Source organism: Streptomyces californicus (assembly GCF_000717645.1).
In the GTDB taxonomy this organism is placed as follows: Bacteria; Actinomycetota; Actinomycetes; order Streptomycetales; family Streptomycetaceae; genus Streptomyces; species Streptomyces californicus.
Map to the genome: position 1 here is coordinate 44,225 of NZ_JNZZ01000004.1, position 14,102 is coordinate 58,326.

The following is a 14,102-nucleotide window of genomic DNA, read 5'->3' on the forward strand; positions in this document are numbered from 1 at the left end:
TGTCACGCGTCGGGCTCCAGGAACTCCAGGCGGTTGCCGACGGGGTCGTGGGCGTAGAAGCGGCGGTGGCCGGGGAGGTCGTCGTCCCAGGTGACCTCGGCCCCGTGGGCCTCCAGGTGGGCGGCGTACGCCTCGATGCCGGTGACGCGCAGGCCCGGGTGGGCTTTCCTCGCGGGGTGGAAGTCCTGTTCGACGCCCAGGTGGAGCTGGACGGGTCCGGCGGCGAACCAGCAGCCGCCGCGGGCGGCGAGGACCGGGGGTTTGGGGATCTCGGTCATGCCGAGGGCGTCGGTGTAGAAGGCGCGCAGGGTGTCCTCGGAGCCGGGCGGGGCGGCGAGCTGGACGTGGTCGACGGCGGCGAGGCCGTGGGGGAGGCCGGTCATGGCTGGTCCTTCCGGGCGACGGCGAAGATGCGGCGGAACGGGAAGAGCGTGCCGTGCGGGCCGGGCGGGTAGGCCGCGCGCAGCAGGTCGCGGTAGGCGGCGGTGAAGGCGTCGCGGGCGGCCGGGTCGTCGGCGAGGGCGGTGAGGACGGGGCGCAGTGCGGTGCCCTTGACCCAGTCGAGGACCGCGTCGTCGCCGTGCAGGGTCTGGAGGTAGGTGGTCTCCCAGACGTCTGCGGTGCAGCCGAGGTCCTGGAGGCGGGTGAGGTAGTCGGCGGGTTCCAGGACGGCGGCGGTGCGGTCGCCGACGCCGTGGAGCAGGGGGCGCCAGCGGTCGGTTTCGCGGAGGCCGGCCAGGAGGGTGTGGCTGGGGGCGGTGAAGTTGCCGGGGACCTGGAAGGCGAAGGTGCCGCCGGGAGCGAGGGCGGCGATCCAGCGGGGGAAGTGGGCGGCGTGGTCGGGGATCCACTGGAGTGCGGCGGTGGAGACGATCAGGTCGTACGTCTCGGTGGGCTGCCAGGTCGCGGCGTCGGCCTCGGCGAAGTCGAGGTGCGGGGGCCGGGCGTGGGCGGCGGCCTCGGCGAGCATCTCGCGGGAGGTGTCGTAGCCGGTGATACGGGCGCGGGGCCAGCGGTCGGCGAGGAGGGCGGTGACGTTGCCCGCGCCGCAGCCGAGGTCGGCGATGCGGGGCTCCGGGTGGCCGGGGAGGTCGCCGACGCGGGCGAGGAGGTCGTGGAAGGGGCGGGTGCGGTGGTCCGCGTGGCGCAGGTACTGGTGCGGGTCCCAGGCGGGCCGGTCGGGTGCGGTCATGGGTCCAGGATCACGACCGAAGTATCTCGATGTCAAGACACTTGAATTCAAGAGACTTCATGTCGAGGGACCCACTACACTGATCGTCATGGAGGACGAGGTCGACCGACTGGTCGCTGCATGGCGCCGCGAGCGCCCCGACCTCGACGTGGAACCGCTCGAGGTGCTCAGCCGCGTCTCCCGCCTGGCACGCCACCTCGACCGGGCCCGCCGCATCGCCTTCGCCGAGCACAACCTGGAGCCCTGGGAGTTCGACGTGCTGACGTCGCTGCGCCGGGCCGGCGCCCCGTATCAGCTCTCCCCCGGGCAGCTCCTCACCCAGACGCTGGTCACCTCGGGCACCATGACCAACCGCATCGACCGGCTGACCAAGAAGAACCTCGTCGAGCGGCTGCCCGACCCCAGCGACCGGCGCGGGGTGCTCGTCCGCCTCACCGCCGAGGGGCGCGACAAGGCCGATCAGTCGCTGGCCGGGCTGCTCGCCCAGGAGCGCGCCATCCTCGCCGAGCTGTCCCGCGCCCAGCGTGGCGAACTTGCCGGACTACTGCGCCAGTTGACTGCCCCGTTCGACAACATCCCCACGTAAGGGCCCGGCCTCGGGGCCCAGCGGTCCGGCCTCCGGGCCGACGCCCGCGCGGCGGGCCAGGGCCACCGCGGCGAGCGTCGAGTGCACCCCGAGCTTGCCCAGCACGTTCTGCATGTGGGTGCGCACCGTGTGCGGGGAGAGGAACAGCCGCTCCGCGACCGCCTTGCGGCCGAGCCCGGCCACCATGCAGCGCAGCACCTCCCGCTCCCGGGGCGTCAGCGACTCCACCAGCCGTTCGCTCTCGGTGCGGTGCTTGCGGGCGGCGGTCAGCTCGCGCAGGACGCCGGTGAGGAGGGCGGGCGGCAGATGCGTCTCGTCGCGCAGGACGCCCCGGACCACCGCCAGCAGCCGCTGGAGCGAGCAGTCCTTGGCCACCCAGCCCGAGGCCCCCGCCTGGAGCGCCCGCGCGGCGGTGCGCGGGTCGTCCTTCTCGGCGAGCACCACGCACCGCACGCCGGGCCGGGCGGCGCGGACGCCGGCGACCAGCGCGATGCCGTGGACCGCGGCCGACTCCTCGCGGCGGGGCTCGGGGACGACGGGCGGGTCCGCGGCGCTCTGGGCGCCCAGCTCGGCGTCGACCAGGAGCACGTCGTAGCCGCGCCCCTCGGCGGCCGCGCGCTCCAGGGCGCGCAGGGCGGCCGGGCCGCTGCCCGCCGCGGAGACCTCGACGTCCGGCTCGGCCGCGAGGGCGGCCGCGAGCGACTCGGCGAAGATGCGGTGGTCGTCGACCACCAGAACCCGGATACGCGCCACTGAACCCCCATCGGTAGGGGCGGAAAGCCACGGGTACGGCGCTCGGGGCTCCACTGCGGCCTGCCGCGCCGACGGCCGCCGCCGTCGAACCGCCTGCCGCCCTGCCCCGGACGCCGTACCCGGCTCTCTCGCTCCCCTGAATCGGCACCGGCCCCCACCGGTGCTGAGGATCAGCGTACGGGCGGGGGCCACAGGGGGAAGGAGATTCGACGAACTGGTTGCCTCAGATGTTTAGGGTGTGTTTCATGTTCCGCCTTGTGACAGAAGTAGACAGAAAACGTCGCATTCTGCTGAACGGGCGTCTGCACGAGGACAACGTCACGGCGTCGGCCGGTCTGCGTGCGCTGCTGTCCACCTCCGCCGAGCACGAGAAGCCGCTGGAGGTGTGGGCGTTGGACGGCGACGGGGACGTGGCCGGCGGGCTGACCGGGCGGACGTGGGCGTACTGGCTGCACGTCGATCTGCTCTGGGTGGACGCCCCGCACCGGGGGGCGGGGCTCGGCGGGCGGCTGCTCGGCGAGGCCGAACGAACCGCCCGCACCGAACGCGCCTGCACCCGGTCGCGGCTGGAGACCTGGGACTTCCAGGCCCCCGGCTTCTACCGCAAGCAGGGGTACGAGGAGATCGGCCGGGTCGCCGACTACCCGCCGGGCGTCACGGAGTTCATCCTGGTCAAGGAGTTGTGAGACCCGGCCCGGCGGCGCGGAGCCCCGGAGCCCCTCAGTTCGACCGGCGTGCCCCGGGCTCCTCCGCCCCGGTTCGACCGGCGCGCCCCGGAGCCCCTCAGTTCGACCGGCGCGCCCCGGGCCCGCCGTCTCAGCTCAGTCGGCGCGCCCCGGCCGAGGGGACGGCATCGAAGACGCCCGGGGCCGCGTGGCCGGCCGCCGCGAACGCCTCCTCGACGGCCTTGGCCACCGTGCCGGCCTGAGCCTCCTCCACCAGGACGACCGCCGAGCCGCCGAAGCCGCCCCCGGTCATCCGCGCCCCCAGCGCCCCCGCCGTGTTCGCGGCCTCGACGGCCAGGTCCAACTCCGGGCAGGAGACCCGCAGATCGTCGCGGAGCGAGACGTGTCCCTCGTTCAGGACGGGGCCCGCCGCGCGCACGTCGCCCGCGTCGAGCAGGGCGATGACCTGCTCGACCCGGTGGTTGTCGCCGACGACGTGGCGTACGTAGCGGATCACGGACTCGTCCGCGCCGGCGTCGGCCAGCCTGGTGAGAGCGGCAGCGAGGTCCTCGTACGGGAGGTCGCGCAGCGTCGGTATGCCGAGGAGCCGGGCGCCCTCCTCGCAGCCGGCCCGGCGTTCCGCGTACGCCCCGTCGCCCAGCGCGTGCTTGACCCGGGTGTCCACGACCAGGAGCGTCAGGCCCTGGGCGGCCAGGTCGAAGGGGACCTGGCGCAGCGAGAGGTCGCGGGTGTCGAGGTGGAGGGCATGGCCCTCGGTGCAGCAGGCCGAGGCCATCTGGTCCATGATCCCGCAGGGCACGCCGACGAAGTCGTTCTCGGCGCGGCGGCCGGTCACGGCGAGGTCGGCGGCGCTCAGGCCGAGATCGAAGAGGTCGTTCAGGGCGAGGGCGGTGACGGTCTCCAGGGCGGCGGAGGAGGAGAGCCCGGCGCCGGTGGGGACGGTGGAGGTCAGCGCGATGTCCGCGCCGGTGACCGGGTGCCCGGCCCGGCGCAGCGCCCACACGACACCGGCCGGGTAGGCGGCCCAGCCGTGGCCGGAGTGCGGGGCCAGTTCATCGACGCGCAGCGAGACGACGCCGCCGGGGACGTCGGTGGAGTACAGCCGCAGGACGCCGTCGTCGCGGCGGGAGACGGCGGCGCGCGCGGTGTGCGGGAGGGCGAGCGGCATGACGAAGCCGTCGTTGAAGTCGGTGTACTCCCCGATGAGGTTCACCCGGCCGGGGGCGGCCCAGACGCCGTCGGGCTCGCTCCCGTACAGCTCGGTGAAGGTGGCGGCGGGGTCGGTCCCGGCGGGCTCGCCCTCGGCGGGGGCGGTGGTGGTCGGTTCGGCGGTCATGGGGTGGTGGTGTCCTCTCGGCGGGCGAACTGCCAGGCGTCGGCGATGATTCCGGCCAGGTCGGCGCGGGAGGGCTGCCAACCGAGGCGTTCGACGGCGGTGGCGGCGGAGGCGACGAGGACGGCCGGGTCCCCGCCTCGGCGGGGAGCGGCGGTCTCGGGCACCGGGTGGCCGGTGACCTTGCGGACGGTCTCGATGACCTCGCGGACCGAGAAGCCGTTGCCGTTGCCGAGGTTGCAGATCAGGTGCTCGCCGGGGGCGGCGGCGTCCAGGGCGAGCAGGTGGGCGTCGGCGAGGTCGGCGACGTGGATGTAGTCGCGGACGCACGTGCCGTCCGGGGTGGGGTAGTCGTCGCCGTAGACGGAGATCGACTCGCGCTGCCCCAGGGCCACTTGGAGGACGAGCGGGATGAGGTGGGACTCGGGGGTGTGGCGCTCGCCGCAACTTCCGTACGCCCCGGCGACGTTGAAGTAGCGCAGGGAGACGGCGGCCAGTCCGTGCGCGGTGGCCTCGCCGCTGATCATGTGGTCGACGGCGAGCTTGGACGCGCCGTAGGGGCTGGTGGGGGCGGTGGGGTCGGTCTCGGTGATGGGGCTGGAGACCGGTTCGCCGTAGGTGGCGGCGGTGGAGGAGAAGACGAGGGTGCGGACGCCGTGGTCGCGCATGGCGGCGAGGAGGGCGGTGGTGCCGCCGACGTTGTTGACCCAGTACTTCTCGGGGTCCGTGACGGACTCGCCGACCTGGGAGAAGGCGGCGAAGTGCAGGACGCCGTCGTAGGAGGGGTCCAGGTGGCGGGCGGCGTCCTGGATGCGGCCCTCGATGAAGGCGGCCCCGGCCGGGACGCCCTCGCGGAAGCCGGTGGAGAGGTCGTCGAGGACGGTCACCTCGTGGCCCGCCTCCAGCAGGTGCTGGGCGACGACGCTGCCGACGTATCCGGCGCCGCCGGTGACCAGGTACTTCTTCCGGGGGGCTGTGGTGTTCCGGGGGGTGCTCACTGGGTCGCTACCTCTCGCAGTCGCTCGGCCGCGGCCTCCGGCGGCACGTCGTTGATGAACACGTTCATGCCGGACTCGGAACCCGCGAGGAACTTCAGCTTGCCGGACGTCCGACGGATGGTGAAAAGCTCCAGGTGCAGGGCGAAGTCGTCCCGGCCGTCGACCCCGAACGGCGCCTGGTGCCAGGCGGAGATGTACGGGGTCGGCGGCTCGCCGGGGCCGAAGATCCGGTCGAAGCGCCTCAAGAGTTCCAGATAGACCTGTGGGAACTCTGTCCGCGCTTCCTCGTCCAGCTCCCGCAGGTCGGGGACGCGGCGGCGGGGGTAGAGGTGGACCTCGTAGGGCCAGTGCGCCGCGTACGGGACGAAGGCGATCCAGTGGTCGGTGGCGAGGACGACACGGGTGGCCTCCTTCTCCTCGCGGGCGACGACGTCGTCGAAGAGGTTGGAGCCGGTCTCCCGGTGGTGGCGGGCGGCGTTGCGGAGCATCAGCTCGGTGCGCGGGGTGACGAACGGGTAGCCGTAGATCTGCCCGTGCGGGTGGCCGAGGGTGACGCCGATCTCGGCGCCCCGGTTCTCGAAGCAGAAGACCTGGGTGACCTGGTCGAGGGCGGCGAGGGCGGCCGTGCGGTCGGTCCAGGCGGCGAGGACCAGCGCGGCCTGCTCCTCGGTGAGGTCGGCGAAGGACGCGTCGTGGTCGGAGGTGAAGCAGACGACCTCGCAGCGGCCGGAGTCGCCGGCCAGGGAGGGGAAGCGGTTCTCGAAGACCGCGACGTCGTAGTGGTCGTCGGGGATCTCGCTGTGCCGTCCGTCCCGGGTGGGGCAGAGCGGGCAGGCGTCGGCCGGCGGGTGGTAGGTGCGGGCCTGGCGGTGCGAGGCGATGGCGACCGCGTCGCCGAGCAGCGGGTCGCGGCGGACCTCGGACGAGGTCGAGACGGCGTCCAGGGGGCGTTGGTCGACGGCGTCACGGACGGTGTCGTCCGCGAGGTCGTAGTAGATCAGCTCGCGGCCGTCGGCGAGGGTCGTCACCGTCTTCTTCACCAGGGTCCTCCACCGGATCCTCTCAACATAATCGCACACAACAAATCACAAGCGCACACCATCGTCAATGGCGGGGCGATCGCGCATGAGGGGTGACGGGTGCGGGAACAGGCGAGGCGGACCATGAGGAGTGCCCGGCGCCGCGAAAGATCCACCGGGAGCCGGACATCAAGGGATCTTCCGGCACATTCAGTCGCGCTCGATCACGATCGAACAAAGAACCCCACCGCGACTGTTCATTTCTCGAACATGACGGCGTAAGTTCCGTCGGGTTACGTTCGCGATACGAAGCGAGTACCCCCACATGCAGACACTGGCCGAAGGGCTTCGGCTCCCCACGAACGGGCTCGACTACGCCATCCTGGCGATCTACTTCGTCGTCGTACTCGGCATCGGCTTCATGGCCCGTGCCAGTGTGAAGACGAGCCTCGACTTCTTCCTCTCCGGGCGCTCCCTGCCCGCCTGGGTGACCGGGCTCGCCTTCGTCGCGGCGAACCTCGGCGCCACCGAGATCCTCGGCATGGCGGCCACCGGCGCGCAGTACGGCGTCGCGGTGGTGCACTGGTACTGGATCGGCGCCATCCCCGCCATGGTCTTCCTCGGCCTGGTGATGATGCCGTTCTACTACCGCTCCAAGGTGCGATCCGTCCCGGAGTTCCTGCTCCAGCGGTTCGACAAGTCCGCGCACCTGCTCAGTTCCGTGCTCTTCGCGTTCGCGGCGATCCTCATCGCGGGCGTCAACCTCTACGCCCTGTCGATCGTCGTGGAGGCGCTCCTCGGCTGGCCGCAGTGGGTCGCGATCGTCGTCGCGGGCCTGTTCGTGCTGGTCTACATCACGATCGGCGGGCTCTCCTCGGCGATCTACAACGAGGTGCTCCAGTTCTTCGTCATCCTCGCCGCGCTGATCCCCCTCACCGTCCTCGGCCTCAAGCGGGTCGGCGGCTGGGACGCCATGAGCGACTCGCTGACGAAGCAGCACGGCGGGGACTTCATGACCGCCTGGGGCGGCACCGGCATCGGTGACGCCAACCCGCTGGGCGCCAACTGGCTGACGATCATCCTCGGCCTCGGCTTCGTGCTGTCCTTCGGCTACTGGACGACGAACTTCGCCGAGGTGCAGCGCGCACTGTCCGCGAAGAACCTCTCCGCCGCCAAGCGCACCCCGCTGATCGCCGCCTTCCCGAAGATCTTCATCGTCTTCGCGGTGATGATCCCGGGCCTCGTCGCCGCCGTGATCGTACCCAAGATCGGCACCGCGGGCTCGGACCTCACCTACAACGACGCGATACCCCTCCTGATGCAGGAGCTGCTGCCCAACGGTGTCCTCGGCATAGCCGTCACCGGTCTGCTCGCCGCGTTCATGGCGGGCATGGCGGCCAACGTCTCCTCGTTCAACACCGTGTTCACCACCGACATCTGGCAGCGGTACGTGGTGAAGGACAAGCCGGACACGTACTACCTGCGCTTCGGGCGGCTGATCACGGCGATCGGCGTGCTGGCCTCGATCGGCACGGCGTTCATCGCCGCCAGCTTCTCGAACATCATGAGCTACCTGCAGACGCTGTTCTCCTTCTTCAACGTCCCGATGTTCGTCGTCTTCATCATCGGCATGTTCTGGAAGCGCGCCTCCATGAAGTCCGGTGTCTGGGGCCTCCTCGCGGGCACCGCCGCCGCGATGGTCAACTACTTCTGGATCTACAAGGGCGGGATCATCGACATCCCGTCCGACCAGGGCGCCAACTTCGTCTCCGCGATCGTCGGTTTCGTCGCCGGCGCCGTCGTCATGGTCGCCGTCACCCTCTTCACCGCGCCGAAGCCCGAGGCGGAGCTGGCCGGCCTGGTGTACGGCACCGAGTCGCCCGACCCCGACGAGGCGCTGGAGGAGGCCGACAGGGCCTGGTACCGCAAGCCCGCGCTGCTCGGGTGGGGCGCGATCGTGCTCGCCGCCGCGTGCTACATCCCCTACTCGTTCTGATCGGAGGCACCCACCGTGTCCGAACTGCACAAGGAAGTCTCCGAGCTGGAGCGCAAGTCCGCGACCGCGGCCCGTCTCTTCGACATCCGGCGGATCATCGGCGGTCTGTTCGTGGTCTACGGGGTGATCGTCACCATCGCCGGGCTCAACCCGTCCGACGCCGACCTGAAGAAGGCCGAGGGCGTCCACATCAACCTGTGGACCGGCCTCGCCATGCTGGCGCTCGGCCTGTTCTTCCTGGTCTGGATGAAGCTGCGCCCGGCCGAGGCCCCGGCGTCGCCCGAGCAGGACCAGGACCCGGGTCCCGGCGCGGGCTGACCGGCCCGACCGCCGGAGCGGACCCGGCCACCGGGTCCGCTCCGGCGGCCCTCACCCGCCCCTTCGGCGCCCCCTCCGGAGCGCCGGGGCCGGACGCCCAGCCCGGGGGCCGTGCGTCACCCGTCCTGTGCGGGGATGTACGGCCCCCGCGGTGCGGCTCCGTCCGTCGCCGTCCCGGGGGCGTCCGTCGCCGACCCCGGGGTCTCCGCCGTCGCGGGGTCTTCCGTCGTCGCGGGGCGGGTCGTCCGGGCGTGGGCCGCCGCGCGTGCCAGCAGGCCCGTACGGGCGGCGAGGGCGGCCGCCTCCAGCCGGGAGCCGACCCCGAGCTTCATCAGGACCCGCTGGACGTGGGTGCGGGCCGTGCTCGGGGCGATGCCCATGCCGGCCGCGATCAGCCGGGTGCCCTCGCCCTCGGCGACCCGTACCAGCACCTCGGCCTCGCGCGGGGTGAGCATCCGCAGCAGCCGCCGCCCCTCGTCGTCGGGCTGGACCGCGGGGTTGAGCAGCTCGGTGAAGGCCCCCCGCAGCAGTTGCGGGGCGATGGCGCACTCCCCCGCCCGCGCCTTGAGCATGGCCCGCTCGACGCCCTCGATCCGCTCGTCGTGCCGGACGTATCCAACCGCCCCCGCGGCGAACGCGGCGGCGATCCCGCGCGGGCTGGGCACCGGTCCGAGGACAACCACAGCCACTTGGGGCCGCTCCCGGCCGATGCGCGCGATCGGGTCGAAGGCCCCGGGGGCGGCGGGCGACGCCGTACCGAACAGGCAGACCTCCGGGGCCCTGCTGACCACCAGGTCCGCCGAACCGGACGTCGGCGCGGCCGCCGCGAGCACCCGGTGCCCGCGCAGTTTCAGCGCCGAGGCGAGTGCCTCGGCGAGCAGACGGTGGTCGTCGACCACCATGAGCCGCACGCCGCCCATCGGTTCTCTCCCCCATGACCTCGGTACGCCCACAGCCCTTGTACGCGCGGCCCCCGGACTCCTGACCCGGCAAGGTACACGCTTGTTCGACGGTGCGCGGCCCCATCGCGGAAGAAGCCCCCGGAAGTGCCGGATTCTGCGCGGTTCGGGTCCGGTCGGCGGACTGCCGGTGATCGGTTCGGGGCCGGAAAACGATCGGCCCCGCCGGTCGTTGGACGACCGGCGGGGCCCGGGGTACGGCTCGGTGGAGCGCTCAGGAAGGGCGCCCGGCGAAGGCCGTGATCACTCGGCGCGGTAGGCGAGGACGAGGTAGTCCTTGTCATCGGGGTTGGTGGTGCTGGGCTCGCTGACCATCGTCTGCGCCAAGTAGAGCCGCCCGTCGCCGTAGATCAGCTCGTGCGAGTCGGGGAGGAACTTCTTCTCCGCGCTCCGCACGGCCTCGTCGCTCGGGTTCTCCAACAGCTTGGTCTCCTTGAAGGTCTCGCCGTCGATGGAGACGACCTGGCCGCCCTTGTCGTACGGCCCCTCCTTGTAGGCGATGACGCTGGTGCCGTCCGCCCGGAGCGGGACCATGGAGTACCGCTCGCCCGCGTCGGCCCGGCCGCCGAGGAGCTTGCCGGTGGCCAGGTCGAAGGCGACGATCTCGTTGGTGTCGCCGTATTCACTGGCGCCGTCGTGGCTCTCGGTCGGCAGGTAGAGCCGGTTGTTGGTGACGGCGATGTGGCGGCAGCTCTCGACGTCGGTGCCGGAGCAGCGTGCCCCGTACTTCTCGGCGTCGGCGGAGATGCGGACGATCAGCTTGCCGGTCGCCGCGTCGATCGAGAAGAAGTCGGAGATGCTGCTGCCGTCGCCCGCGGTGTCACCGACGTCGGCCGCGGCCACCAGCGGCTTGGTGGAGACGATGGAGGCGAAGTCGACGCCCGCCGGCAGCGCGAACGTGGACTGCGGCGCTCCGGTCGTCGCGTCCAGCATCTGCACGCTGAGCTGCCGGTTGTCGGACGTGCCGCACGTACGGACCACGGCGAGGGCCTCGCCGCCCGCGTAGCCGCTGTCGTAGCAGCCGTCCGCGCCGACCTTCGGCTTCCACAGCTCGGCGCCGTCCGCCAGCTTGAAGGCGGCACCGCCCTGGGTGCCGCCCGCGGCGACGGTGGTGCCGCTGAGGGTGACCTCGTCGAAGGGGGTCGGCCGGTCGCCGCCGGTGGAGGAGGTGACGCTCTTGCTCCACAGGAGCTTGCCGGCGACCAGGTCGACCACGCCGACCTGGTTGCACGCCGGGTACTTCTTCTCCTTGGACGGCTTCGCCTCCGCGAAGACGATGGCCGCCTTCTGGTCCTCGCTCATGTGCCGGGACGCGCTGCACATCTCGCCGGCCAGCGGGACGGTCCAGAGCTTGGTGCCCTTGTCGCGGTCGTACGCGTTGATCTCGGCGACGCCGGACTTCACGTACGCCTTGTCCGTGAGCCAGGAGCCCTTGACGACGACGGTGTCGCCGACGACCGGCTCCGGGAGCTGGAAGGCGACCTGGGACTTGGTGTTGGCGGGCGCCTTCTCGTCGCCGCCGGCCAGGCCGCCGCCGCCCTTGCCCTCGCCGCCGGTGGAACCGGCGGAGGACGCCTCGTTCTTGCCGCCCTTGTCGTCACCACCGGTGCTGGAGTAGACGATTCCGGCACCGATGATCAGCACCACGGCGACGGCCGCGGCGACGATGATCTGCATCTGGGTGGTGAACTTCTTGCCGCCGGCGGCCGGTTGCGGTGTGCCGTACTGCGGCTGCATCGGCTGGGTCGGGTAGCCGTACCCCTGCTGAGCGGGCTGTCGGGGCCCCTGCGGGTAGCCGTACCCGGGCTCGGCCTGCGGGTAGCCGTAGCCGTTGGGCTGCGGCGCGGGCGGGGTCGGGTAGCCGCCGGCCGAGGGGGCCGGCGGGGCGCCGTAGCCGCCGGCGGGCGGCGTGGGGGGCTGCTGCGGCGGTCCGGCGGGCGGCTGGGGCTGCCCGGCCGGGGGCTGCTGCGGCTGCTTGCCGAAGGGGTCGGCGGGTGGCGGGGTCGGCTGGCCGAACCCTCCCGGCGGGGGGTCCTGCGGCGCGCCGAAGCCGCCGGCGGGCGGCGCCGGGGGCGTGTTCGGGGCGCCGGGAGGCGGCGTGCCGGGGGCTCCCTGGGGCGGGTTCGGCGGCTCGTTGGGCGGCTGCTGCGGTGGCTGGGGCGGCTGGCTCATGGCGTACGTACCTCTGGAAACGAGTGGGCGTGGGGGCGCGTGGGGACGGGAAAAGCGGAGTCCGGCCGGATGCCGTGGCGGTCGGTCACTTGGAGAACACCAGCATCGTCGCCTGCTCCATCTCCTCCTTGTCGTTGCTCGCGCTCACCCGCGTGCTGAAGACGTAGGAACGGCCGTCCCGGTACAGGATCCTGGACGAGAAGAAGCCGTTCTCGATCCGGCCGGCCGACTCCGGGTGCTGCAGCAGCGTCTTGGGGGTGCCGCCGGCCTGCGGGAGCGTCATGACGGCTCCGGCCGCGTCGTACTTGGGCTGCATGTAGAGCAGCACGTCGCCGCCCTCCATGCCGAGCGGCTTCAGGACGCGTTCGGCCGGGGCGGGCGCGTCCCACTTGGGCTTTCCGTTGTTCAGGTCGAAGGCGATGATCTTGTTCGTCCGGGCGGTGCCGCTGGTGTCGTCCTTGGTCGCCATGTAGAAGGTGTCGGCGTCGGCGGCGACGCCGCTGCACCCGTCGAGCTTCTTGCCGAAGATGGCGAAGTCCCTGCCGCAGTCGGCGGTGAGCGTGTCGCCCTTGGCGGGGGCGAGCTGGGAGCGGAGCTTGCCGGCGTCGGTGAGCGCGGCGATGGCCCACTGCTTCTTCTTCTCGTGGTCGAGCCGGATCACGAGCGGAGTGGTCGAGTAGACCTTGCTGATCTCCCAGCCGCGCGGCGGCTGGTAGGTCCACTTGGGCTTGCCCGAGGCCGGGTCCAGCTCCTGGACCTGCTCCTGCGGGTTCTCGGCGTCACCGGTACGGCAGTTGACCGCGGCGATCAGCTTGGGGCCGCCGGCGAAGGCGTAGGGCTTGCAGTTGCCCGAGGGGTTGCCGAACAGTTCCTTGCCGTCGCTGACCCGGTAGGCGTTGGCGTTGCCGGTGCGCCCCACCGCGACGGTGTCGCCGCTGATGGCCAGACCGATGTCCGACAGGAAGTCCCAGGTGCCGTTCTGCTTGACCGACTTCTTCCAGCCGGGCTTACCGGTGTTGAGGTCGATCATCTGGAGGACCGAGCACTTGGACTTGTCCGTGGTGCCGTCCTTCACGCCGATGACGATCTTGCCGTCGGCGGTCGGGTCGGTGGGGGCGGCGCACACGTCGGCGGGGAGCGGGATGGTCCACTTCTGCTTGCCGTCGGCGACCGAGTAACCGGAGACACTGCGGTACATGGCCTTGGCGACCACGTCGCCGGCGAACCAGGGGCCCTGCACGGACGCGCCGTTGCGCGGCACGTCCACGTCGTTCTTCTGGAGCCAGGCGACCTTCGCCTCGCCCGGCTTGCGCCCGGCGTTGAGGTCGTCGTTCCCCTCGCGCCCGTCGCCGTTGCCGTCGCCCTCGTCGGGGGTCGCCGACCCGCTGGGGGGCTTGGGGTCGTTGCTGGTGTTGGCGACGGGCTTCTTCGGGTCGTCGTCGCCGCCGCTCAGGAGGAGCCAGGTGCCGGTGCCGGCGATCAGGACCACGGCGAGGGCCGCCGCGACGACGATGCCGGTCTTGTTCTTGAGGAACCCGCCGCCGGAGCCCGGTCCACCGGGGCCGGGCGCGCCGGGGTACTGCTGGGTCGGGTAGCCGTAGCCGCCCTGGGGCTGCTGACCGTACGGGCCGGGGGCCGGCTGACCGTAGGGACCGGGGGCCTGCTGGCCGTACGGGCCGGGGGCCGGCTGACCGTAGGGGCCGGGAGCCTGCTGGCCGTACGGGCCGGGCTGCTGACCGTACGGACCGGGGGCCTGGCCAGGCTGCTGCGGATAGCCGTAGCCGGGCTGGGTCGGGGGCTGTTGCGGGTAGCCGTACCCCGGGGCGCCGGACGGGGGCGTCTGCGGCGGGGCGGCCGGGGGCTGCGCGGGCGGCGGCGTCTGCGGCGGCGGGCCCTGGGGCGGCTGAGGAGCTCCGTTCGGCGGCTCCTGCGGAGCCCCGAAGCCTCCCTGCGGCGGTTGCTGGCTGGGCGGCTGGCTCATATCAGCACGTCCCCCTTCGTGCGGCCCGGTGCTCGATCCGGTCTCCCCCGCATTCCCAAGGAGGTCAATCCCCCTCAGAAAGGAGCGAATCGGGCATGGATTCCGCGGT

Annotated in this window: 13 protein-coding genes; 4 read left to right on the forward strand and 9 right to left on the reverse strand. The window is 72.2% G+C overall.

The features are described from left to right. Positions 1-2: 2 nt before the first annotated feature. On the reverse strand, positions 3-383 hold the full coding sequence (locus tag IF19_RS0106810; protein WP_030115511.1) for a VOC family protein: 381 nt from the start codon (positions 381-383) through the stop codon (positions 3-5). Next, positions 380-1,192, reverse strand: a complete 813-nt coding sequence (locus tag IF19_RS0106815; protein WP_030115512.1) for a trans-aconitate 2-methyltransferase — start codon at positions 1,190-1,192, stop codon at positions 380-382. Before IF19_RS0106815 ends, IF19_RS0106810 begins: the two co-directional genes overlap by 4 nt. A gap of 88 nt (positions 1,193-1,280) precedes the next feature. Here IF19_RS0106815 and IF19_RS0106820 point away from each other — a divergent pair, with 88 nt between their 5' ends. Continuing rightward, positions 1,281-1,778: a MarR family winged helix-turn-helix transcriptional regulator gene (locus IF19_RS0106820; RefSeq protein WP_030115513.1), complete on the forward strand. Its 498-nt coding sequence runs from the start codon at positions 1,281-1,283 to the stop codon at positions 1,776-1,778. On the opposite strand, the gene IF19_RS0106825 is transcribed toward IF19_RS0106820, so the two are convergent. Further along, a complete protein-coding gene (locus IF19_RS0106825; RefSeq protein ID WP_030276185.1) occupies positions 1,734-2,531 on the reverse strand; it encodes a response regulator transcription factor in 798 nt (265 codons plus the stop codon). The genes IF19_RS0106820 and IF19_RS0106825 overlap by 45 nt on opposite strands. Before the next feature lie 245 nt (positions 2,532-2,776). On the opposite strand from IF19_RS0106825, the gene IF19_RS0106830 reads away from it, so the two are divergent. After that, on the forward strand, positions 2,777-3,217 hold the full coding sequence (locus IF19_RS0106830; protein WP_030115515.1) for a GNAT family N-acetyltransferase: 441 nt from the start codon (positions 2,777-2,779) through the stop codon (positions 3,215-3,217). Between the two features lie 130 nt (positions 3,218-3,347). Here the strand turns inward: IF19_RS0106830 and galK are convergent, their stop codons facing one another. From galK to galT, 3 genes are read right to left on the reverse strand one after another with little or no spacing between them, the layout of a single operon-like run. After that, positions 3,348-4,553, reverse strand: coding sequence for a galactokinase (gene galK, locus IF19_RS0106835; protein ID WP_030115516.1), 1,206 nt, complete (start codon positions 4,551-4,553; stop codon positions 3,348-3,350). Further along, a complete protein-coding gene (galE, locus tag IF19_RS0106840) occupies positions 4,550-5,548 on the reverse strand; it encodes a UDP-glucose 4-epimerase GalE (RefSeq protein ID WP_030115517.1) in 999 nt (332 codons plus the stop codon). The genes galK and galE overlap by 4 nt, the downstream gene beginning before the upstream one ends. Further along, complete coding sequence (gene galT, locus IF19_RS0106845; protein ID WP_030115518.1) at positions 5,545-6,588, reverse strand: galactose-1-phosphate uridylyltransferase; 1,044 nt, start codon at positions 6,586-6,588, stop codon at positions 5,545-5,547. The genes galE and galT overlap by 4 nt, the downstream gene beginning before the upstream one ends. A gap of 304 nt (positions 6,589-6,892) precedes the next feature. Between galT and IF19_RS0106850 the strand changes: the two genes are divergently transcribed. Both IF19_RS0106850 and IF19_RS0106855 read left to right on the forward strand, forming a co-directional pair. Continuing rightward, positions 6,893-8,563, forward strand: a complete 1,671-nt coding sequence (locus tag IF19_RS0106850; protein WP_030115519.1) for a sodium:solute symporter family protein — start codon at positions 6,893-6,895, stop codon at positions 8,561-8,563. 15 nt (positions 8,564-8,578) lie between these two features. Beyond that, positions 8,579-8,881, forward strand: a complete 303-nt coding sequence (locus IF19_RS0106855) for a hypothetical protein (RefSeq protein ID WP_030115520.1) — start codon at positions 8,579-8,581, stop codon at positions 8,879-8,881. A gap of 116 nt (positions 8,882-8,997) precedes the next feature. On the opposite strand, the gene IF19_RS0106860 is transcribed toward IF19_RS0106855, so the two are convergent. The 3 genes from IF19_RS0106860 to IF19_RS0106870 form a co-directional block, all read right to left on the reverse strand. After that, positions 8,998-9,801, reverse strand: a complete 804-nt coding sequence (locus IF19_RS0106860; RefSeq protein WP_223857937.1) for a helix-turn-helix transcriptional regulator — start codon at positions 9,799-9,801, stop codon at positions 8,998-9,000. 282 nt (positions 9,802-10,083) lie between these two features. Further along, entirely contained in the window at positions 10,084-12,012 is a 1,929-nt protein-coding gene (locus tag IF19_RS0106865; protein WP_030276186.1) for an outer membrane protein assembly factor BamB family protein, read from the reverse strand. 85 nt (positions 12,013-12,097) lie between these two features. Next, a complete protein-coding gene (locus IF19_RS0106870; protein ID WP_030276187.1) occupies positions 12,098-13,993 on the reverse strand; it encodes an outer membrane protein assembly factor BamB family protein in 1,896 nt (631 codons plus the stop codon). Positions 13,994-14,102 lie beyond the last annotated feature (109 nt).

Excerpts from the sequence above, each read along its gene's own strand:
- IF19_RS0106870 (WP_030276187.1), bottom strand. The coding sequence starts at position 13,993 with ATGAGCCAGCCGCCCAGCCAGCAACCGCCGCAGGGAGGCTTCGGGGCT.
- IF19_RS0106830 (WP_030115515.1), top strand. The coding sequence starts at position 2,777 with ATGTTCCGCCTTGTGACAGAAGTAGACAGAAAACGTCGCATTCTGCTG.
- IF19_RS0106860 (WP_223857937.1), bottom strand. The coding sequence starts at position 9,801 with ATGGGCGGCGTGCGGCTCATGGTGGTCGACGACCACCGTCTGCTCGCC.
- IF19_RS0106850 (WP_030115519.1), top strand. The coding sequence starts at position 6,893 with ATGCAGACACTGGCCGAAGGGCTTCGGCTCCCCACGAACGGGCTCGAC.
- galK (WP_030115516.1), bottom strand. The coding sequence starts at position 4,553 with ATGACCGCCGAACCGACCACCACCGCCCCCGCCGAGGGCGAGCCCGCC.
- IF19_RS0106815 (WP_030115512.1), bottom strand. The coding sequence starts at position 1,192 with ATGACCGCACCCGACCGGCCCGCCTGGGACCCGCACCAGTACCTGCGC.
- IF19_RS0106820 (WP_030115513.1), top strand. The coding sequence starts at position 1,281 with ATGGAGGACGAGGTCGACCGACTGGTCGCTGCATGGCGCCGCGAGCGC.
- IF19_RS0106865 (WP_030276186.1), bottom strand. The coding sequence starts at position 12,012 with ATGAGCCAGCCGCCCCAGCCACCGCAGCAGCCGCCCAACGAGCCGCCG.
- IF19_RS0106810 (WP_030115511.1), bottom strand. The coding sequence starts at position 383 with ATGACCGGCCTCCCCCACGGCCTCGCCGCCGTCGACCACGTCCAGCTC.